Raw genomic sequence first — 18,864 nt, forward strand, 5'->3', positions numbered from 1 at the left:
AATTTAAAATTAGTAGATATGGTAACATCAGACAAAGCTTTAGTTGAACAACCTGTTCCAGCAATTCCTCAAGAAAATAGAATCGTGATGCGAGGTGTTAGCTGGCAAACTTACAAACAATTAATGAAAGAAGTAGGAGACGATCGCGCTTGGAGAATCGCTTACGATCGAGGAGTGTTAGAAACTAGAATGCCATTAGAAGAACACGAAGAACCCAAAGGTTTAATAGAGAGTTTTGTTGAAGTCATTGCAGACGAACTCGGTATTGAAGTAAGAAAGTTAGGTGCTTTAACCTTAGAACGAGAAGATTTAACTCGTGCTGTAGAACCAGATACTTGTTTTTACATTCAAAATGAAGCTTTGGTAAGAGGACGTAAAATTAACTTGCCAGAAGATCCACCACCGGATTTAGCAGTAGAATCAGACTATACCAGTTCTTCTGTCAACAAAGAAGCGCTTTATTCAGCTTTAGGTGTTCCCGAACTCTGGCGATATACTAGGAAAACATTGTTGATTTATCGACGAGTTGAAGGGGGATATGAACAGTGCGAACAAAGTTTAGCATTTCCCTTTTTACCAATAGGAGAAATTCCCAATTTTATCGAACAAAGTCGCACAATTGGACAAAGAAGCGCAGTAAAATTGTTTAGACAGCGTATTCGGGAAATTCTTAATAGTCAATCAACAGGTGACAGTTAGGATTGAATATTTAGCAAGTTTAAAATATCTTACTAATTGGTTTTGTTTGATAAACAGGAATTTCAATACTAAACTCCGTTCCTTTCCCAACTTCAGAAACACAGCGTAAATCACCTTTATGTTTATCTACGATAATCTGATAACAAATAGATAAACCTAAACCAGTACCTTTACCCACAGGTTTTGTAGTAAAGAAAGGATCGAATAACTTAGTTTGATTTTCATCTGAAATACCACAACCATTGTCTTTAATTTTAACTACGGCGCGGGATTTATCCTCAGATAATTCTGAATGGATTATAATAGTTGGAACCAAGTTTTGATTCTCCTCTTTTTCTTTGCTTCGGAATTTGTCTAAAGCATCGATCGCATTAGTCAAAATATTCATAAATACCTGATTTAATTGTCCAGCATAGCATTCCAATAGTGGCAAATTACCATATTCTTTAACTACCTTAACCGCAAAATTTGCAGGTGTTTCTTTCAGACGATTTTGCAAAATCAATAAAGTACTATCAATTCCCTCATGAATATCCACATCTTTCATTTCCGCTTCATCAAAGCGGGAAAAATTGCGTAAAGACAGCACAATTTCCCGAATTCTATTCGCACCCATACTCATCGATGCTTGAATTTTCTTTAAATCCGTTATCAGAAATTCTAAATCAATTTCTTCTTCCAATTCTTGAATTTCTGGTTCAGGATTAGGATACTTCTCTTGATACAATTCAATTAATCTGAGAAGTTCTTGTGTGTAGTCGGCAGCGTGGGGTAAATTGCCATAAATAAAATTAATCGGATTGTTAATTTCATGGGCTACACCTGCTACTAATTGTCCCAAACTAGACATTTTTTCTGTTTGAATTAGCTTCGCTTGTGCTTCCTGTAAAGCTTGATAAGCTTGCGCTGATTTTTCCATTTCTTTTCGCAAGCGTTTTTCATTTACAGTTACTTGTCCCAACAAGTTATAAAAAGATATAGTTAACCTGCCAATTTCATCTTCTCGACTCATCAATTCTTCACTTTTAGGACTAGCTTCCGCCAATAAATTACACTCATCCATGATCGGTTGTAAACGCCGATTTAAATTTCTGACAAACAGAAAAACTACTGCGGCTAAAACAGCAGAAGCACCCATTGCTGCTAATAAAGTTCCCACAATTGAAAAGCGCAATAATGGCCCAATTACCATCCATTTTGGTATCGAAGCTAACAGAATCCAATTATTATTAGAAATTTTTCGATAAGCCCAAAATTCCTGCTTACCTTCTTGATCTTGCCAAGATATAATTCCGGTATTTTCCTGATTATATTTAAGTTTTAAGTTAATTTTTTGCCAAAGTCGATCGTAGTTATTAATTTGAGGAAATGGCTTTAAATCAAGTGCTAATTGAGGATCTGGCGGATAAGCAATTAAATTTCCTTTCGGACTCACTAGCACAAAATAACCAGAATCTCTCATGACAGACTGGGATAATTTTTCACTAATAAATCCCAATTCTAAATCTAAAGCCATTACCCCCAACAGTTGTTTTTTATTATTATAAAATGGTAAAGTATAACTAGTGCTAACGAAGATTTGGGGAGGCTCAACAGTTGTTTCTTTATAGCGAACTGGCTCGAGCCAAATTGCTTTACCAGCCTGAATGGGATCTCTAAAATAACTTTCTTGAAAATCTCCCGGTTCACTTTCTCCCCCCTTGGCAATTACTTTACCACTTTTGTCCCGAATCGCGAATGGATAGGCATACTTTCTTTCAGGAATAATCAAACGTTTTTCTGGGGGTTGCCCAAAACCTAGTCCAGTTCCTAAAGGCGAAGTTTGCAAAGAACGCCGGATTAAATCAACATAAACAAATTCTCTTTTTTCCCCGGCTTGATGAAGTGTTGTGGCTGCATCGGCAACTAGTTTTGCAGTATTCTCAAAGCTTTTAAAATTACCTTCTAAGCTTTCGGCTTGGACTTCTAAACTAGAGAGTAATTCTGCTTTTGATTGTTTAACAAGTTCCTGGTAAAATAGATATGATGCACAAAGTAAACCTACTAATGTTCCGCCCAATACAGAGAGAAATAGTTTCCATCCCACCGATTTTAACAAGGAAATTTTTTCGGGACGAACCTGGGTAATTTCTAATAAATTTGTTCCCATAATATCACCAATGAATGAGTAAATTTGATATTAGCAAAAGGGCGGTAAATTGTTAGCGATCGCACTAACAGCTAACTGACTATACTCACGTTTGTTCGCCCGGTCATAGTAACAGTTGAGAATTGAATCCATCTTAGCTTTTCCTTGAGCGATCGCATTTACCTTATCAATATACCGAGCATCGATTAACCTCTTTAAAGGTTGTTCCACTCCATTAAAATATTCCATCGCTGCGGCAATTTTTCGCTCCCATTGTGGATAAAATTGCAAAAGATCATCAGGCATTACTTTAGTGCGCGAACAACCCTTTTCCGGCAAACAGTAAAAAGGTTCATCTAAATTTAAATAACCATAATCATCAGTTAACTCTTCTCCTGGGTAAATATCCCGCACCGCCACTTCAAACTTGTAAGGCGTACTCATACAATTAGAATTGAAACTATGATTGACAAACTTAGCAATATCCCAACATAATATGTACTTACCATCGCGATCGCGGTAACAATACTTAAGCAACTTCTGTCGCAGCACAGTATCTAGAGAATTTACATAAGTTTCATCAAACTTTTGATCCAACTGATCTAACACCCAAGTAATCGTACCTTGAGGAATAAACTTAGTCGCAAAAACTCCGTAACCTACATACTTATTTATATAGAGAAGTTCTGTATCTGGATGAATCATACTTTTTGCACCTAGCAATCTAATAATTTCATGGCAAATTCTGCTCAAGTTATGACAGATTTTCAACTTTAAATAGATTACAGTTTAATAGAAATACAATGGCGAAAAAACTTAAAAAATCGTAATGGACTTGCCACTGATATATCATCCTGACTATATTGCGCCACTTCCAGAAGGACATCGTTTTCCCATGTCCAAATTTCGCCAACTCTACGAATTACTTTTAACTGATGGAACTGCCAAACCGCAACAATTTCATGCACCCAAACACCCTCCCTTAGAATGGATTGAATTAGTTCACACACCAGAATATGTGCAAGCTTACTGCAAAGGCACGCTAGACAGCAAAGCCCAAAGAAGAATAGGATTACCTTGGAGTCCAGCTTTAGCTAATCGCACCTGCATTGCCGTAGGTGGTACCATATTGACAGCCCAATTAGCATTAACTCATGGTTTAGCCTGCAACACTGCGGGAGGAACACATCACGCCTTTCCCAATTATGGATCTGGTTTTTGTATTTTTAACGATTTAGCCATAGCCGCCCGTGTTTTGCAACATATCGGGCTGATTCAAAAAGTTTTAATCGTAGACTTGGATGTACATCAAGGAGACGGTACCGCCTTGATTTTTCAGGAAGACGAAAGTGTATTCACCTTTTCGATGCACTGTGAAGTAAATTTTCCCGGTACTAAACAAAAAAGTGACCTTGATGTTCCATTACCAGAGGGAATGGAAGATGACGCATATTTACAAACTTTAGCTAGTTACTTACCCGACTTGTTGAGCCAAGTGAAGCCAGATTTAGTATTATATGATGCAGGAGTTGATATTCATTTAGCCGATCGCTTAGGTAAATTAGCCCTCACAGACACCGGAATTTATCGTCGGGAAATGCAAGTTTTAAGTACTTGTGTCGCCAAAGGTTATCCCGTCGCTTGTGTCATCGGTGGCGGATATGCTGACGACCTCAAAAGTTTAGTTTATCGTCATTCTCTACTGCATCGTGCCGCCAGCGAAATCTACCATCAGTATCATCTTTAATGCCAGACTAATGACAGAGGAGCAATTCCGTTTCCTTGTCGCTAAACTTAAGTTAGAGCAGGTGATTGTAACCTGTAAAGGATAAACCGTGCTGCTATCCAAAGGTTTTGAAGTTGAAATGTACACCGGGACACCACAAGGGGATATTGTGGGTCTTTCCGATCGCATTGTGGCAGACCTAGACGGATTTGTAAAAGAACCGGACAGCCGCAATGTCGAATATACTACCGCGCCTTTATGGTGTTACGATCGCTTACTCTGCGCTTTAGTCCGTCCCAGACAGCGACTCAGAGCCTACCTGCAACGTTTAGGCGATTATACCTTAATTCCCGGCAGTACCTTATCCTTGGGCGGGAGCGATCGATTTTGGCGTTCCGACCCCAAAAACCCCTACCATACTTACATAGAAAACACCTACGGCACCAAAGTCGTCACCGCCAGCATACACATCAATATTGGCATATCTCAACCAGAACTACTCATGCGGGCAATTCGCCTCATCCGCATGGAAGCGCCACTCATTCTCGCCCTCAGCGCCTCATCCCCATTCCTCGAAGGTCAACCAACCGGATATCATTCTACCCGTTGGGGACTTTTCCCCAAAACACCCGCCCACGTTCCCCTCTTTGAAAGTCACGCCCACTACATTCGTTGGACAGAAGAACAGTTAGCCAAAGGAACAATGCAAAACGTCCGACACCTTTGGTCATCCATCCGTCCCAATGGTAACAACCGTCCCCACGATTTAAATCGTTTAGAATTGCGAATTTGTGATTTAGTAGTAGATCCTATTGCCCTTTTAGCCATCACCGCCCTACTAGAAGCCAGAATTTGGCAATTAATCCAAGATCCTACCCTAGACCCTTTGGAAAAAAGCCAACTTTCCCCCGAAGATTTAGTAACTCTCACCGATGCCAACGAAGATGCTGCCGCTAAATCCAGTTTAGATGCCCAAATCCGACATTGGCAAGACGGTCAACCAATATTGGCGCGAGATTGGATTGAACAAATTTACCAAGAAGTTTGGCCTTTCGCCAAACAGCGAGGCTTTAGCTGTTTCCTCTCCCCCCTGAAAAAAATCCTCCGGGAAGGTAACACCGCCCAAAAATGGTTATCCCAAATAAACCAAGGTTTCAATCCTCGCCAAGTCATCACCCAAGCCATCCAAACCACCTTAACTCAAGAACAAGAATTAGAAGACAAACTCTGCCAAGTTTTAGTCGCCTAGTTGCGTCGGGGTGCAGGGGGGCAGGGGGGCAGGGGGGCAGGGGGGCAGGGGAGTATTTAAAACTTAAAACTCTCCAACTCGTTCCCAACTCAAAACTCAACACTCATAACTTAAAACTTTTCTCCCCCATCCCCCCATCCCCCCACCTCCCCACCTCCCCAAATCCCCCCCGGAACTATCAGAATATTTAATCAATCGATTAAGCTTTTGTTTGATTAATAAAAACTATTGAATGAGACTAATTTGTTAGTAAAATTTGAAAAAGTAATATTCACAGATTAGTGCGATCGCACAAGCATAAACTCATAATGGTGAAAGTGGTTTTGGTACACCCGCAAATTCCCCCCAATACAGGCAATATTGCCCGAACTTGTGCTGCTACAGCCACAGAACTGCATTTAGTCGGGCCTTTGGGGTTTGAAATTAGCGATCGTTACCTCAAAAGAGCAGGCTTAGATTACTGGCCCTTCGTAAAACTTCACAATCACCAGTCCTGGGCAGAATTTTTTGCCCGACATCAACAACTTGGTGGGCGATTAATCGGATTTACGACTTCAGGAAGATGCAGCTATCTCAAAATCCAATACCAACCCGATGACTGGCTATTGTTCGGTAGCGAAACCACAGGACTACCACCAGACATCCTGGCAATCTGCACAGAAACAGTTTACATTCCCATGTCTGAACGCGGTGTCCGTAGCTTAAACCTCTCCGTAAGCGTAGCAGCTGGCTTATTTGAAGCTAGGCGACAACTTGGTTATCTAGACTAACTAAAACCACTGCTCACATCTGACCTTACCAGAGCATAATATTATATACCTCAAGAAGCTTTTTGTCAAAAAAATCTAGATAGGCATATATTCATCCAAATATCCCAGACGCTCTCCTAGTCCGAGCGAGCAAGCTGAAATATTCAAAGAGTTTAAAACTATATCCCGCTTATTGTTCAGGATAACAGATTATTTTTTAGCTATGAAATTAAATTCATGAGCTAGCATAAGAAATTTGTATTGATTCACCCATTGCTAGTCAGAGATTTACCCATAGAGATTATTCATTTTTACCTAAGTGCTGTACACAGAGGCGGAAATTGTAGTAAATTTCAAGCTTAACTGTTCTAGTTTTAGGCAGCGATTTAGCCTAGCCTTGCTCAAATCAGCACAGAGTCTCAAACTCGAATGATGCAATTTAGGTGCTGAGTTTTGTTCTAAGGGTGCTATAAATCTATGAAGTAAACAAAAAGCATCTACCGAAGAGCGATTTAGCCCTGGATAATTCCTGTAACTCTCTTTCAGGAAAGCTCGCTGAATAGCCTGTTAAAGCAATATCAATTATTCACCGAATCAGGGTTTATAATCAGCTAGTGCAAATTTATTAATTCTTGTAAACTTGTCTAAATTCAAAAACCAAGGTAGTGTTGCTTAAGCATCTTTACTGTCAGTGATCTGGGTCAAAAGCAAATGTGATACCAATCACAGTTTTGGTAAAGTTTGACAAAGCATCCATCAGGGCAGTTAAACGCTAGTGAAAGTAGGAGGTCGTTTTTTGAAACGAGCATTGACGCAGAAGATTAATCCCATCCCTGCCTGTGCAGCAAATGACTGCTCAATGGTGGGATCTTTAAAGCCAATTCCACCAGAGGTAAACCGAAGAACCCGCACCTCTGCGGCTATGATTGGCTTAGCTATTTCAATGGGAGCGTCTAGTAGCGTCCTACTAACAGGTCAGGGAGACAGTGCAGTAGCCACTGAACCTGGAGCTAATTGGGCGGTATCAACTTTTACGACTGCTCCGACCGAAACAATGGGTTCTCAAGAGGTTAAATCGGTAACAGTAGAAGTAGCAGAGCCAAAACCGCTGGCAGAGCCAAACCAGGAATTACCAGCTAATGCTAGCTCATCCCTGGATCACCACAGTGATGGAACCGAAAGCCAAAGTGCAACAATTGAGCAACCAGCAGAGGTTTCAGAAACACCTGACACCCAAACAGCTACAGCAAGTAGCGTCGATCAACTTTTAAAAGTCAAACAAGCGGTAGCACTCAATCGTCTGAAAGAGTCATCGAACCGCTTGCGAAATAGTCTGGCGGAGTGGAAGTCTGAGGAGTCTTCTGTTAATTTATCGGTACGAGTGAGCGAACCTGCGGTACCAACTGTAGTTTCCAGGCAATTACAACCTATTCTCGAATCATCGCCAGCGGTAGAACCAGTTTCTCCCCAATGGCAAGCTCAGGTAGCAACAGTCAAGCCAGCAGTGGCAGTGCAACCCGAAACCAAGCGGGAGTTAGGGCAACAGCTACAGGTAGAAGAACCTACTGTTTCAGTAGTTTATCAAGTTAAACCAGGGGATACTATTGCCGCGATCGCAAGGAAATATGACGTTTCCGTAGCCACCATAGCAAAAGCTAACCAACTGGATAACCCCCATCGCATCCGAGTTGCTCAGCAACTGAAAGTTCCTCAAAATACTTTTAGTGCCGTACCAATTAGCAACCAACAGTGGGATAGGAACTACTCAGAATTTCAGCCAGTTACACCCAAATTGGCAACTGAAACTCAATTAAATAACTCGGCACCAAACTTGCCAGTAGTTTCAGCTTTACTGCCTCAACAAACAGGTGAAAATGCACCAGCAGATGTGACAGCAGCCGCATTTCCACTCAGCCAACAAGGAACAGATGATATCCCCGGTTGGGATGTTTCGGCAAATGAGCCAGTAGTAGAAACCATTTCGGCACCCGGAGCAGGAAACAAATTCCTTGCTGCTAGCAAGCCAACTGGTGCGACTAATCAAGACAATTTATCGGCTCAAACTCAAAATAATCAGTTTGTTCTAGCGGAAAATGTTACCAATCAAGAAGCCTCTAATAGAACAAAACAGTATTCTAATCCCTATGTAGAGCGACTACGGGCGGAAATTCTCCAACTCCGGCAACATGGACGGCAGCAACCAGGTGCTAATCCGCCTGCAAATAATCCAGCTTGGAATGGCAGGACAGCAACACCACCAGCCACAAACACCAATAATTCAGCCCAGCAATTACGTGGCACAAACAGCTACCCAGTAAATCCTGATTTCCGGCCTAACCAATATAACCAAGCTCTACAAGCCGAAATCCAAAGACGTGCTGAAGAAGCGCCAGCTAACTTACCTCGCACTTCTTACCCAATCCCACCAGCAGCGCCAACTCAATCCAGAAGACAGCAAGTGGCGGTAGCACCAGCAGGCATAGACCCCTATCAGCCTTACAACCAAAACTTACCCGGTCAGACTGTAGATCCTGATTTACCACCGATCCAGAATCCCTATTACAACTATCCAGGTTATAACCAACAGATGAATGGGTATATCTGGCCCGCAAGAGGAACACTTACCTCCGGTTATGGTTGGCGCTGGGGCAGAATGCACAGAGGAATTGATATTGCGGCTCCCACTGGCACACCAATTTTTGCGTCGGCTCCAGGAGTTGTAGTTTATGCTCGTTGGAATTCCGGTGGCTATGGCAATTTAGTGCAGATTAGACATCCCGATGGTAGTCTGACTCGCTATGCTCACAACAGCCGCATTTTTGTTCAAGAAGGGCAAGTAGTTGAGCAAGGTCAAAATATTGCTGCTATGGGTAGTACCGGACGTAGCACTGGCCCTCACAGTCACTTTGAAATCCATCCCGAAGGACGGGGAGCCGTTAACCCAATGGCTTTCTTACCTCCTCGGACTTAAGAGGAAGGCAAGCATCAGGTAGTTTGGTAAATCACTCTGTTTCTCGATCGCCAACTACCTGAATTTAAAAAAAGTTGGCAATTTCTAGAAAAAGTGTGTTAAATTAATAAAGGTGATTAAAAGCAAGGCTCAGTAGCTCAGTTGGTTAGAGCACGGGACTCATAAGCCTGGGGTCGTTGGTTCAAATCCGACCTGAGCCATTTTTAAAAGCTAGATATATTAGGGGTTTCCAGAAATGCCCTCTTCCCAATAAGACTATTAAAGCATGAGAAGTTACCCGGATTTACCCGGAAATTTACCCGGAATATTAGACCTCCTATGAGACTACCAAGACGGTTTTTATTGTCCTGTTTGTACTGAACGTTCGGTCAAGGAAAGATGTTAACAAGGGTTCCAAAGTGTCTTGACAGGCTATCACTATTTAGGCTGAGGCTGTCAGATGAGAATGGTTATATTCTTTTTAGAAATGGCGATATAGTAGCTCACAGGTGGTCTTAACTAGTTAACTAGGGTTTTACCTTGTTTGTTTTTTAGTGTGGATGGGTAGCTAGTCAAAATAGGCTTTTATCAATACTTTGAGCTAGTCAAGATCTAGTTAATGAACTCTAGGTCATCCAGGTATAAGTTATAAGCTAAAACCTAGTTAACTAGTTATATGGTAGAGTTGACCAGCTATTATGGATGAGTTGGACTAGCTTAGAGTTGACTAGCTCAAAACCTTATACTGCATGGGTTTAAGCTCATTTTGACTAGCTATTTTCTTTTTCCAAAGTAGACTTTGACTAGCTATTTTCTTCTTAGAGAGTGGTCGTTGACTAGCTCAGGCGATCGTAAACCAGCTAGTTTCCGGCTGAGTTCGTTAGGTTAACACTGAGGTTTAAACCATTGACTACCTCGTTCTGGAATAGCTCAAAGCCTCTAATATTAAGGTTTAGAGGTCTGTTGACTAGCTCATTCTGGAATAGCTCAAACAACGTAAACTCGTTATTTTTATAGTACAGGTTGACAAGTATGGTTTACTAGTGTTATATTTTAAGAGTAACGAGTTAAACAAGTTTTTAAAATGACATATAGACAAGCGCCATTTAGCTTTGCTGGTATTGAGTTAGATGGTTTTCTTACTGAGGATGGTCAAACCTGGACTACATTAACTACTTTTTGTAGTGTTATTAAGGCATCAAGACAGAATGCTTCGGACTGGTTAGCTAAACAGGATGGTGTAGAAACTCTTGATGTAAGGGTAGGGAAGTTTAACAAAGCTGCAACAGCTTACACAGTAGACACCATTGCTGACTATCTCGACTATCGGGTAAAACTGGGAGATCACAGAGCTATTAACCTCTACTCAGCAACTTTTAAAGCAGACTTGGAACGCTCTATTAAGGAAGCTAACGGGGAAACTGTCACCGCAGAACAGCATGAGGAAAACAGGCGAGTTACTTTGGAACGTCTGAACTATTTAACAGACCTGTACGATCGCGGTCAAAAGCCTGAGTTTTGGGAAGAGGTCAAGAGTAAACCCGATGAGGAAAGAGCAGCAATAGCCAAGATATCTTTAAAAAACCTCAGACGTGATATGCAGATGAATAGCAAATATTACAAACCAGAAACACTGAAGAGTAAGCAAGATGCGATCGCCTTTTATCAGCAAGAAATAGCAGAGTTATGTGCTGTTAACTAGTTAACTAGGAAAAACTAAATAACTATGAAAATAACCCTTGGTAATAGTTACCAAGGGCTTTTCATTATCAGTTCTTAAATAGTTGGTTTTAAACGTTTTGGTAGATGCTTTAGTAGATGCTTATAAATAACTGGCTATTGTCTTAAGGCTTTTCGACTGGGTAAAGGTGAATGTAACTGAGGACGTTTATTAAAACTCGTTTGGCACTGTCAAGGTTTATATGGCTGATGTCAATACCGCCCGGAATACTAACACCTACCTCGAAATAAGTTTTTAGCCATGCTCTTACCTGTTCCAAGTGCATATTTGCCACCTCATCAATAGATGTAAAGGCGTTATGCAGTAAAGACTTAAGTTGTCTTAGGTAGTAGTATTTACCTACTTGTTCCAAACGTTCTAAAACAGGTAAAAGACAATCGTTTAGGTCAGAGTAACCGTAAAAATACAGATAACCCTGTTCTGTATAATGCAGTTCCCACCAGGGGATATGTAACCCAATACTATCGGCTAACTCTTCTTTATCCTCTGCCATTAAGTATTCCCATCTCTGGTTGAGCCAGTCTGCTAAAATCGCATTTCTTACACCAGGATTGCTGTTTTTTATCTGGTTTACCTCATTTTCAAGGCTCATACTCACTATCATTAGTTTGGCGGAAACTGTTATTTACACTACTAAACTAGCACTAGTGTACTAGTGATAACACTATTTCTATCTTAAGTAGTATCGCCTAACTTGTTTTATTTACTGTCTCGATCGCAAAGTACTTTTTAATACCTACCTTCATTAAAACTTTAAGCTACGCGCTTAAAGTTCATAAGCATTTTATAAATAGTTCATTGCTTGTTGTTAAAATAAACATCTATTTACTAGCTGACAAGGCTGGTTAACCTATGCTAGTTTAGATTATAGCCAAAGAGATGACATTACAAAAATGGCTTTACGTATTAGTGATGACAAAACTAATACAAAAAGTTATTACAAATGAGTTCATTAACTCCTTTAGAAGCTCTTAATAGGGTTGTAGAAGATACGGTAGTTGATCTACGGTTAGTTGGAGCTAGAACACTCGCCAACCTTTACGAAAATGGCTCTATCAAGACAGCTACCAAGACTACTTTAGACTGGGATGCTTTAGCGGGTGGTGGTGGTGTAGCTTGGGAAAGTACAGACCAAGACGGCGCTAATACTGCAACAGATGTCACTGTACCAGCCAAGCTTTTTATCGGTTCCCATCGCATCAAGCATCAGTTTAGTGTTTCCCGCGTAGCACTAAGAGAAGCTGCTACCTTAGCCCCCGACGATCTTAAGGACTTGTTTGGCGCTCATATCCGATCTGGCTTAACTCATATCCTACGTGAGATCAACCGCGTTATCTGGGTAGGCGATGGTACGCCTGCAACTGGTAATGTAGTAGGTCTTAATAAGGTGATGGATGCTACTTTTGCTTATGCTGGTGTCGATCCGGCTGCTTATCCAGAATGGCAAGCTGTAGCACTAACTAACGCCACTCCTAGAGCCTTAACCCGCGATCTGTTACTGGACTATGAAGAAGCGATCGTCAACCGAGAAACCTACTACAACTCAGTAGTTACTTCTCCTAGTGCAGCTAAAAACTATACTAAGCTCTTTGACACGATCGCTGGTGGTTCATCTGTTACCAAGATGGTAGATGATAAGAAACAGCCTGCTGTAGACTTGGGACACGGCGCTCGTTACTACAATGGTCTACCGATCGTAGAAGACCCGATGTGTCCGGCTGGTCAGTTCGCCACGCTTAACTTAGATGAGATCTTCCTCTATAGCTTTGATGTCAGCACTAAGGTAGATGACCCCGATGATGATAGCCGGATCATCTCGTCTAAAACAATGGGCTTAAATGTCCATCTGTCCAAGTTGCCATCAAATAATAGTGCTGTACACCGTTTCGAGTTATTCGTTATCCCACAGTTGCAGGTCAAGAACAGAAAAGCAGTACAAGCCATCCGCAACTTAAGCTAGTATTTGGCGGTTGAACAAAGAAAGCTCTGGGTAAAACCAGGGCTTTTTTATTTTTGTAGTTTACATGGCAGGTTAACCTGTTAAAATGGTATTACAGCCAAAGAGAGACATCAAGAAACTAAAATGAACTTTCAACAGTACCAGGAAGAGTTAACAAACCTTCAGAAGTTTTACCCCGTACAAGACACAGGTAGAGAGTTTTTTGTCCGTTGTCTAGAACTGTCTGAGGAAACAGGGGAAGTTGTAAGCATCCTGAAAAGGCTATTTAGAGGAGACTACACAGAAAACCAGATGCCTGAAGTATACCAACAGCTATCAAAAGAGTTAGGGGACGTTTTAGCAGCCGTTACCCTGTTAGCGAACCATTTTGATCTAAACTTGGCTGATATTGCGGCGCAAAACTTAGAGAAAATAAATAACCGCGTAACTCAAGGGACTTTAGTAGGTACAGGATCAGACCGATAAGTTATTTAGTCCCCTGCTTTCTGACTAAAGCTTTATAGTCCAGCGTTCCAGACTTGTCCAGATAGATCAGAGTATGCCTAACACCTACCCAACGATCGCTACTGTCAAGGGTAGGGTTTACCATGTATGCCCCGCGTTGCAGCAAGTTCTCATCGTGTAGTCTGGGGATATTTGTTATTTGTAGGTCGTCTGGGGATGTTTCGACTTGAGCCGATAAGTAGCGGCGGGTGTCATCTAGATCGATGCTGAGAACTGGTAAACGTCCAAGGTCTACCTGTGTATTACCAAGCTGAACTACAACATGATGGAAGTTAGGCACTCCCAAGCGATCGGGTATACTCATCAACCGCGCTTTAACCTTTGCCATCCTACCTACAACCGTGTTATTGTCCACTGCTTAACCTCCCAACTCTGCTTTTAGTTCATCTGCGATCGCCTTTTGGTATCTATCGACCATTTCAGGGACGGACTTAGTTAACATCTCCCTACCCTTAAACCGCTTAGTTCCGTATTCTACGAAGGGAGCATATTTAGTAAGGTTGGTTACGCTCAAAGCATTACCAGACAACTGAGACAACCATTGACTAGCCAGATGCCCCGATCGCTTCGGTGTCTTGGACTGTACCAGGGAAACTAAAGGGCGTTGTACTTTTTGACCTGCACGGGCGATCGCTTGATCGACGTTGGCAGTAAATAGTTTTCCTGAAAAAGTTACTGTTATTTGTACGTCCATACTATTTACCAATAAGACTGGATAACTAAAGACTGACCATATACTGACCCGTTCCCACCATTGCCCCCGGTATTCCCCGCGCTCAGTTGGAACTTGTCAAAGGCGATCGGTAGACCCGTCAGTTGAGAAAGTTGAATAAGTAGCATAGTCCCCTGGTTTTTCAGTTGCGAGATGTGGGTAGCATAGTCCACTTTGAGATCTCCTACTTGTAAAGCCATAGAGTCTAAGACTGCTGAGTTTAAAGCATTTTCTACAGCATTAATATTTTCCATAATGTTAAGTACCAAGGGCTGTCTAGAGGCTGAGACTGTTGGCTCTAAGTTATCGTCTAGATAACCAAGGTGATATGAAATAGTTTTTCCGGCGCTGTCCTGCATAGTCTTTAAAAATAGTTCCTAACAATAAGCTGTTATACTTACTTTGACTAGTTGACAAGACAGGTTAACTAGCTAAAATAAAAGTATACCAAGACATTAACCAAAAAGGTTTTAACCATGACCACCGCTACAGCTAACCAACAAAGCAAAACTGCTATTAAACACCGCTACGTATTGGTAAACAATAAAATGGGCGCTTATCAAGTATTTGAAGAAGGACAGATCCGGTTTGACAGTTTCGACTTGGACAGAATGCACCAATACGGGTATTTTAAATGGGCAGATGACCATACTTACTGGTGTTTAGCCTGTGTTATTAACTAGTTGACTAGCTTTTATAACATAACTTGTTTAGCTGTGGGGTAAAACTCATGGCTTTTTACCATTTAGGGATATACCGAAAAGAAATATTTTAAAGATGAAGTTATCGGACTGGCGAAAAGGGTTTTTACGATGGCTGCAAAATAAAACTAGTGCTTCTGCTGTGGTTCCCAGTGCTGACGGCTGGTATTTAGAAGCGCCGGATATGCCCGGAATGACTCAGGCGTTTTTACCTCCACTAACTGACGTAAACTATACGACAGATGACACGGGCGTTTTAGTTGGCTCTGGTACTCAGCAGTTTTACATGGTATTTCGTTATCCAAACGGACTTTACCAACAGTTAGCTATTGACCAGTTAGAAGGCATACACAGCACTTTATCTATCTGGATAGCTACAGAATGGGGTGATATTGCGGATCTTATTGACCTGAGACTGGTAAGAGTCGATCAGCCCGTATCGGTGAATGAGGCAACGGACTCGACAGAAGACTGGGTAATACAGCTTTCTTGGTTATTCCAGTTGAGTTGGGTTGCTGAGGCTGAAGAGGTTATTATACCGATCGACTTTAAGAAGTTGCGAGTAGCTTTATTTAGATGGGATCTAGATGGGGACAGAGAACACAAACATTTAGACTACATCTTCTACAAAACTAAACCAGAATAACCTATTTAACTAGTTGACAAAGCTGGTTGACTAGTAATAGTATTAGGGTATGGTTCAGAAACCGAGACATTAACCGATGCTAACCGAGAAACAGCTAGACCTTATTGATAAAGCTTTAGGCGCTGGGATGTACAGAGACTTAGCCGAAGCATCACAGAGATGCAGCCGGATACTACCAACCGAGATGATGTTTTCCGATCTCAAGTCCAAGAAAGTTCTCACAGATGACCTTACTGCCTTGAAAACTGCTTATGATATGGTATCTGGCGCTAAGGATGCTTTAGAAGAAGTACCAGAGACAACCGTAGAAAAAGCCAACTACCTCAAGCGTTATGAGCCTGTATATTGCATTCTCGAATACTGGCGATATTTACTGATAGATAACAACTTTTTGAGATGTATAGATGTAAATACGTTTCAACAGGCAATATTGAAAGCTGCGATCGCACAGGTGATCGGCTGGTGGACTGAGTTAGGGATGTCGATCGACTGGTCTTATGTCTACTGGGATGAGAATGACTCTCAATATAAACCTTGGGATGTCTGGGAAGAAGAAGTCAACCCCGATCGGCATCATTCAGAACGGCTTGAGTCTCAAGGCAAGTTTTATTACTTAAAACAGACTCGCCAGCGTCAGAAAGCTTAGTAAACTTTCTGTCAGACTAGTTAACTAGCCATAATAACCAGCAAAATGTTAAGGAAAACCATGTTAAGCCGAAACACTACAGCAGCCATCAGTAAAGCATTACTCGACAGATACCCGGAAAGCATACAGGAAGCGGCGGCGGCGCTTAAGAAAGAGTTAAGACTATTACCAGACGGTTTAGGTTATGACACCTCAGATCGAGACAAGCTGATAAAAGTTTTTGAGGCGATCGAGGTTGCCTACGATCATTTTCTGGATATGGCAGAAAAGTCATTTCCTCAGAAAAACGTAGATAAGGCTAACTATTTGGTGAATAGTTGGGAAACTGTACGTATTCTGGAGTTTTGGAACTATTTGATCGATAAAGGTTACGAAAAAGCCTCTTACACTGCCATCGGCAATATTGAGGAGGCGATCGCTTTCTACGATGAAATAGGCTTATCTATCAACTGGGTTGATCTGGTTTGGACTGATAAAGGTTACTACAGCCTAAGCGAGTATTCAGCAACTAACCTCGATATTTCAATACTGGAGAAACTAGAGACGATCGGGCAATATTACTACTTGTCGCAAGTTCAGCCCATGAAACAGCTAGTAAAGCCTGTTGTTGTGTAGTTTTGTTAGAAAATACACTGGTTGACTAGCTACAAACACAGGTAGGTTAACTAGTGTTATTATCAAAGTATCGAAAGAAAACAACCAAGACATTAAGGACTCAACCAAATGCAGACCACTTACTTAGTTAATAAGGAAGCTTCTAAACAGCCTCACTTATCTATTATTTTTGAAAACAACGGTCATACATCAGTAGCAGCCCCTAGTACAGGATGGTATTTAAGTCAGGAAATGAGAGAGGTTTTTCAGAATGGTTACACGCGATCGGGTGGTGACGTTCTAGCACTTTCCTTGCCTGTAGACTTCAAAGTAAGTAAGCTTTTCGATGGCGAGTTTGTTTCTTTATTTAACATCTCCCACTATCTAAGAATGTCAATGGCTGAAGCTCATAACTTGTTGTTGTCTGCTGAGTTTTTTAACTGGTATGGTTCCCCGGTTTCTATTATTGACTATTGTGGCGTTGTACCTGTGGTGAATGTCTATAAAGTTCCTTATGCCTTAGCATTCTTACAGTATCAAGGTTTTGGGCTATAACCTAGTTAACTTAGTAACAACCAAATATGAAAGTAAAACCCTGGTTTTATCAGGGTTTTATTATTATTAGTGAAAAAGTTTAGCTAGGCATCACTTAACGGCTTAGTATGGGGAGGGCAATCATTTGGAGAATTTCCTACAGTACAATTTTGGTTTTGGGAATTTATGCCTCAAGAATCGACGTTTGTTGAGGGATACCATTGAACTGCAATTCCTTGCATAGGAAGAAGTGCAGTATTGATTATAAATATTTTTCTTCTAATACCTTCCACATCATATTCTTCAAGTCTACTAGGATGAATTGCATAGCCTGTAACTACTAAATCTTCGGGATAGTCAATTTCTATGTTCATATTTAACGTACAATGAGAACAATATATTGGAAATATATTATCCTTTTTCATAATAACTTGATCTATAATTTTAGATTTTATTCTACCTCTTGCTGGAAGTTCAATTTCTTTTAAAAATGTAATTAGACGTGGTTTTTTCTCAATAAAATTGTTTAATTCGATTGTTTTGTTAAGACTAAATCCTTTTCCTTCTTGGCGTTCGTTGGATGCGTTATATACATCAGCAAGAATTGACATAATTTTACTATTGCCAGGGAACTTATTTTCACTCTGTTTTTCCAAAAAATGCTTAAATTCATATTTATCAATATCCTGGTCAGATAAACTTCTCAGCGTTGAGATTGTTTCATAAGTTAATTGTAAGTATTCTTTATCATCTTCATACCATTTTAATGTTAACTTATTTTGCATTTCTTCTCTTAGGTATTTTTTAGATATAATCTGGTTTTGTATTTGCTCATATATGGCTTGGCTACCTATCGTAGACTGGATTATCATCTCAATAGTTTTGCTATTAATTTGTTCTATTACTTTTGTAAATTTAGTGTCAATATTTGTAAATAAATCATCCTGCTTATTTTGAATTGCTTTACTTAAATCATCACGATCATTTTGAGATTGAAGTGAGTTGAATGTTTCTAATGTTAGAGTTAAAATTGCTGAACTAAGAAAGGTTGAACTAAAGCTTAAAAGTATGTCTCTTATTAGAGATGGTATTGGTAAAACTATGGATAAAATCAAAAAGATAAACCCTAAAGCAAGAAAGCATCCAAAAGCTATAAAAACTTCTTTTGCAAGCCTTCTAAAGTATCTCCATCTTTTAAGTATCTCAATAAGTCTCTCACTAAGTCTCCTATTGGGTATATTACTCATTGCTATATATCTCCGTAAACAATTAAGCTCTTCGTTTATAGTATTCCTGTCCTACTGCACTTCTTCAGGATAATTACC

At 40.7% G+C, this 18,864-nt stretch carries 20 protein-coding genes and 1 tRNA gene; 14 read left to right on the plus strand and 7 right to left on the minus strand.

Annotated elements, in window-relative coordinates:
- Positions 1-18: 18 nt before the first annotated feature.
- On the plus strand, positions 19-699 hold the full coding sequence (locus tag ACE1CC_RS08025; protein ID WP_413269950.1) for a Uma2 family endonuclease: 681 nt from the start codon (positions 19-21) through the stop codon (positions 697-699).
- 19 nt (positions 700-718) lie between these two features.
- On the opposite strand, the gene ACE1CC_RS08030 is transcribed toward ACE1CC_RS08025, so the two are convergent.
- The gene (locus ACE1CC_RS08030; RefSeq protein ID WP_413269951.1) at positions 719-2,848 is read right to left on the minus strand and encodes a sensor histidine kinase; all 2,130 of its coding nucleotides are present in this window, start codon (positions 2,846-2,848) and stop codon (positions 719-721) included.
- Positions 2,849-2,878: 30 nt separating this feature from the next.
- Positions 2,879-3,532 (minus strand): SET domain-containing protein, encoded by a 654-nt coding sequence (locus ACE1CC_RS08035; RefSeq protein ID WP_413269952.1) that lies wholly within the window; start codon positions 3,530-3,532, stop codon positions 2,879-2,881.
- 124 nt (positions 3,533-3,656) lie between these two features.
- Between ACE1CC_RS08035 and ACE1CC_RS08040 the strand changes: the two genes are divergently transcribed.
- The 6 genes from ACE1CC_RS08040 (at position 3,657) to ACE1CC_RS08065 (ending at position 11,203) form a co-directional block, all read left to right on the plus strand.
- The gene (locus ACE1CC_RS08040; protein ID WP_413269953.1) at positions 3,657-4,574 is read left to right on the plus strand and encodes a histone deacetylase family protein; all 918 of its coding nucleotides are present in this window, start codon (positions 3,657-3,659) and stop codon (positions 4,572-4,574) included.
- Positions 4,575-4,662: 88 nt separating this feature from the next.
- The gene (gene gshA, locus ACE1CC_RS08045; RefSeq protein ID WP_413269954.1) at positions 4,663-5,802 is read left to right on the plus strand and encodes a glutamate--cysteine ligase; all 1,140 of its coding nucleotides are present in this window, start codon (positions 4,663-4,665) and stop codon (positions 5,800-5,802) included.
- A 308-nt stretch (positions 5,803-6,110) separates the two neighbouring features.
- Positions 6,111-6,572, plus strand: a complete 462-nt coding sequence (locus ACE1CC_RS08050; protein WP_413269955.1) for a tRNA (cytidine(34)-2'-O)-methyltransferase — start codon at positions 6,111-6,113, stop codon at positions 6,570-6,572.
- A 775-nt stretch (positions 6,573-7,347) separates the two neighbouring features.
- Positions 7,348-9,522, plus strand: coding sequence for a peptidoglycan DD-metalloendopeptidase family protein (locus tag ACE1CC_RS08055; protein ID WP_413269956.1), 2,175 nt, complete (start codon positions 7,348-7,350; stop codon positions 9,520-9,522).
- A gap of 126 nt (positions 9,523-9,648) precedes the next feature.
- Positions 9,649-9,722: transfer RNA gene (locus ACE1CC_RS08060), tRNA-Met, on the plus strand.
- Between the two features lie 863 nt (positions 9,723-10,585).
- The gene (locus ACE1CC_RS08065) at positions 10,586-11,203 is read left to right on the plus strand and encodes a hypothetical protein (RefSeq protein ID WP_413269957.1); all 618 of its coding nucleotides are present in this window, start codon (positions 10,586-10,588) and stop codon (positions 11,201-11,203) included.
- Between the two features lie 142 nt (positions 11,204-11,345).
- On the opposite strand, the gene ACE1CC_RS08070 is transcribed toward ACE1CC_RS08065, so the two are convergent.
- A complete protein-coding gene (locus tag ACE1CC_RS08070; protein WP_413269958.1) occupies positions 11,346-11,834 on the minus strand; it encodes a hypothetical protein in 489 nt (162 codons plus the stop codon).
- Between the two features lie 351 nt (positions 11,835-12,185).
- Here ACE1CC_RS08070 and ACE1CC_RS08075 point away from each other — a divergent pair, with 351 nt between their 5' ends.
- Positions 12,186-13,202: a phage major capsid protein gene (locus ACE1CC_RS08075; RefSeq protein ID WP_413259808.1), complete on the plus strand. Its 1,017-nt coding sequence runs from the start codon at positions 12,186-12,188 to the stop codon at positions 13,200-13,202.
- A gap of 123 nt (positions 13,203-13,325) precedes the next feature.
- Positions 13,326-13,667 carry a MazG nucleotide pyrophosphohydrolase domain-containing protein gene (locus ACE1CC_RS08080; protein ID WP_413269959.1) on the plus strand — a complete coding sequence of 114 codons (342 nt, stop codon included), beginning with the start codon at positions 13,326-13,328 and terminating at the stop codon, positions 13,665-13,667.
- 1 nt (position 13,668) lies between these two features.
- Here the strand turns inward: ACE1CC_RS08080 and ACE1CC_RS08085 are convergent, their stop codons facing one another.
- Genes ACE1CC_RS08085 through ACE1CC_RS08095 form a run of 3 tightly spaced genes read right to left on the minus strand, consistent with a single transcriptional unit; the run spans position 13,669 to position 14,777 of the window.
- Positions 13,669-14,061, minus strand: coding sequence for a hypothetical protein (locus ACE1CC_RS08085; protein ID WP_413259809.1), 393 nt, complete (start codon positions 14,059-14,061; stop codon positions 13,669-13,671).
- A gap of 3 nt (positions 14,062-14,064) precedes the next feature.
- Positions 14,065-14,400: a hypothetical protein gene (locus tag ACE1CC_RS08090; RefSeq protein ID WP_413269960.1), complete on the minus strand. Its 336-nt coding sequence runs from the start codon at positions 14,398-14,400 to the stop codon at positions 14,065-14,067.
- A gap of 5 nt (positions 14,401-14,405) precedes the next feature.
- Positions 14,406-14,777, minus strand: a complete 372-nt coding sequence (locus ACE1CC_RS08095; protein ID WP_413269961.1) for a hypothetical protein — start codon at positions 14,775-14,777, stop codon at positions 14,406-14,408.
- A gap of 117 nt (positions 14,778-14,894) precedes the next feature.
- Here ACE1CC_RS08095 and ACE1CC_RS08100 point away from each other — a divergent pair, with 117 nt between their 5' ends.
- From ACE1CC_RS08100 to ACE1CC_RS08120, 5 genes are all read left to right on the plus strand, one after another.
- Positions 14,895-15,101 carry a hypothetical protein gene (locus tag ACE1CC_RS08100; protein WP_413269962.1) on the plus strand — a complete coding sequence of 69 codons (207 nt, stop codon included), beginning with the start codon at positions 14,895-14,897 and terminating at the stop codon, positions 15,099-15,101.
- A gap of 94 nt (positions 15,102-15,195) precedes the next feature.
- The gene (locus tag ACE1CC_RS08105; RefSeq protein ID WP_413269963.1) at positions 15,196-15,765 is read left to right on the plus strand and encodes a hypothetical protein; all 570 of its coding nucleotides are present in this window, start codon (positions 15,196-15,198) and stop codon (positions 15,763-15,765) included.
- A 76-nt stretch (positions 15,766-15,841) separates the two neighbouring features.
- A complete protein-coding gene (locus tag ACE1CC_RS08110) occupies positions 15,842-16,411 on the plus strand; it encodes a hypothetical protein (RefSeq protein ID WP_413269964.1) in 570 nt (189 codons plus the stop codon).
- A 60-nt stretch (positions 16,412-16,471) separates the two neighbouring features.
- Complete coding sequence (locus ACE1CC_RS08115) at positions 16,472-17,026, plus strand: hypothetical protein (RefSeq protein ID WP_413269965.1); 555 nt, start codon at positions 16,472-16,474, stop codon at positions 17,024-17,026.
- Positions 17,027-17,134: 108 nt separating this feature from the next.
- A complete protein-coding gene (locus ACE1CC_RS08120) occupies positions 17,135-17,560 on the plus strand; it encodes a hypothetical protein (protein ID WP_413269966.1) in 426 nt (141 codons plus the stop codon).
- 170 nt (positions 17,561-17,730) lie between these two features.
- Here ACE1CC_RS08120 and ACE1CC_RS08125 read toward each other — a convergent pair whose 3' ends face one another.
- A complete protein-coding gene (locus ACE1CC_RS08125; RefSeq protein ID WP_413269967.1) occupies positions 17,731-18,786 on the minus strand; it encodes a hypothetical protein in 1,056 nt (351 codons plus the stop codon).
- Between the last annotated feature and the right edge of the window lie 78 nt (positions 18,787-18,864).

It is taken from the genome of Floridaenema aerugineum BLCC-F46 (genome assembly GCF_041929345.1).
Taxonomy (GTDB): Bacteria; Cyanobacteriota; Cyanobacteriia; order Cyanobacteriales; family Aerosakkonemataceae; genus Floridanema; species Floridanema aerugineum.

What these genes read in the sequence shown, in the direction of transcription:
- ACE1CC_RS08025 (WP_413269950.1), top strand. Translation starts at nt 19, where the DNA reads ATGGTAACATCAGACAAAGCTTTAGTTGAACAACCTGTTCCAGCAATT.
- ACE1CC_RS08030 (WP_413269951.1), bottom strand. Translation starts at nt 2,848, where the DNA reads ATGGGAACAAATTTATTAGAAATTACCCAGGTTCGTCCCGAAAAAATT.
- ACE1CC_RS08035 (WP_413269952.1), bottom strand. Translation starts at nt 3,532, where the DNA reads ATGATTCATCCAGATACAGAACTTCTCTATATAAATAAGTATGTAGGT.
- ACE1CC_RS08040 (WP_413269953.1), top strand. Translation starts at nt 3,657, where the DNA reads ATGGACTTGCCACTGATATATCATCCTGACTATATTGCGCCACTTCCA.
- ACE1CC_RS08050 (WP_413269955.1), top strand. Translation starts at nt 6,111, where the DNA reads ATGGTGAAAGTGGTTTTGGTACACCCGCAAATTCCCCCCAATACAGGC.
- ACE1CC_RS08065 (WP_413269957.1), top strand. Translation starts at nt 10,586, where the DNA reads ATGACATATAGACAAGCGCCATTTAGCTTTGCTGGTATTGAGTTAGAT.
- ACE1CC_RS08070 (WP_413269958.1), bottom strand. Translation starts at nt 11,834, where the DNA reads ATGAGCCTTGAAAATGAGGTAAACCAGATAAAAAACAGCAATCCTGGT.
- ACE1CC_RS08075 (WP_413259808.1), top strand. Translation starts at nt 12,186, where the DNA reads ATGAGTTCATTAACTCCTTTAGAAGCTCTTAATAGGGTTGTAGAAGAT.
- ACE1CC_RS08080 (WP_413269959.1), top strand. Translation starts at nt 13,326, where the DNA reads ATGAACTTTCAACAGTACCAGGAAGAGTTAACAAACCTTCAGAAGTTT.
- ACE1CC_RS08090 (WP_413269960.1), bottom strand. Translation starts at nt 14,400, where the DNA reads ATGGACGTACAAATAACAGTAACTTTTTCAGGAAAACTATTTACTGCC.
- ACE1CC_RS08095 (WP_413269961.1), bottom strand. Translation starts at nt 14,777, where the DNA reads ATGCAGGACAGCGCCGGAAAAACTATTTCATATCACCTTGGTTATCTA.
- ACE1CC_RS08100 (WP_413269962.1), top strand. Translation starts at nt 14,895, where the DNA reads ATGACCACCGCTACAGCTAACCAACAAAGCAAAACTGCTATTAAACAC.
- ACE1CC_RS08105 (WP_413269963.1), top strand. Translation starts at nt 15,196, where the DNA reads ATGAAGTTATCGGACTGGCGAAAAGGGTTTTTACGATGGCTGCAAAAT.
- ACE1CC_RS08110 (WP_413269964.1), top strand. Translation starts at nt 15,842, where the DNA reads ATGCTAACCGAGAAACAGCTAGACCTTATTGATAAAGCTTTAGGCGCT.
- ACE1CC_RS08115 (WP_413269965.1), top strand. Translation starts at nt 16,472, where the DNA reads ATGTTAAGCCGAAACACTACAGCAGCCATCAGTAAAGCATTACTCGAC.
- ACE1CC_RS08120 (WP_413269966.1), top strand. Translation starts at nt 17,135, where the DNA reads ATGCAGACCACTTACTTAGTTAATAAGGAAGCTTCTAAACAGCCTCAC.
- ACE1CC_RS08125 (WP_413269967.1), bottom strand. Translation starts at nt 18,786, where the DNA reads ATGAGTAATATACCCAATAGGAGACTTAGTGAGAGACTTATTGAGATA.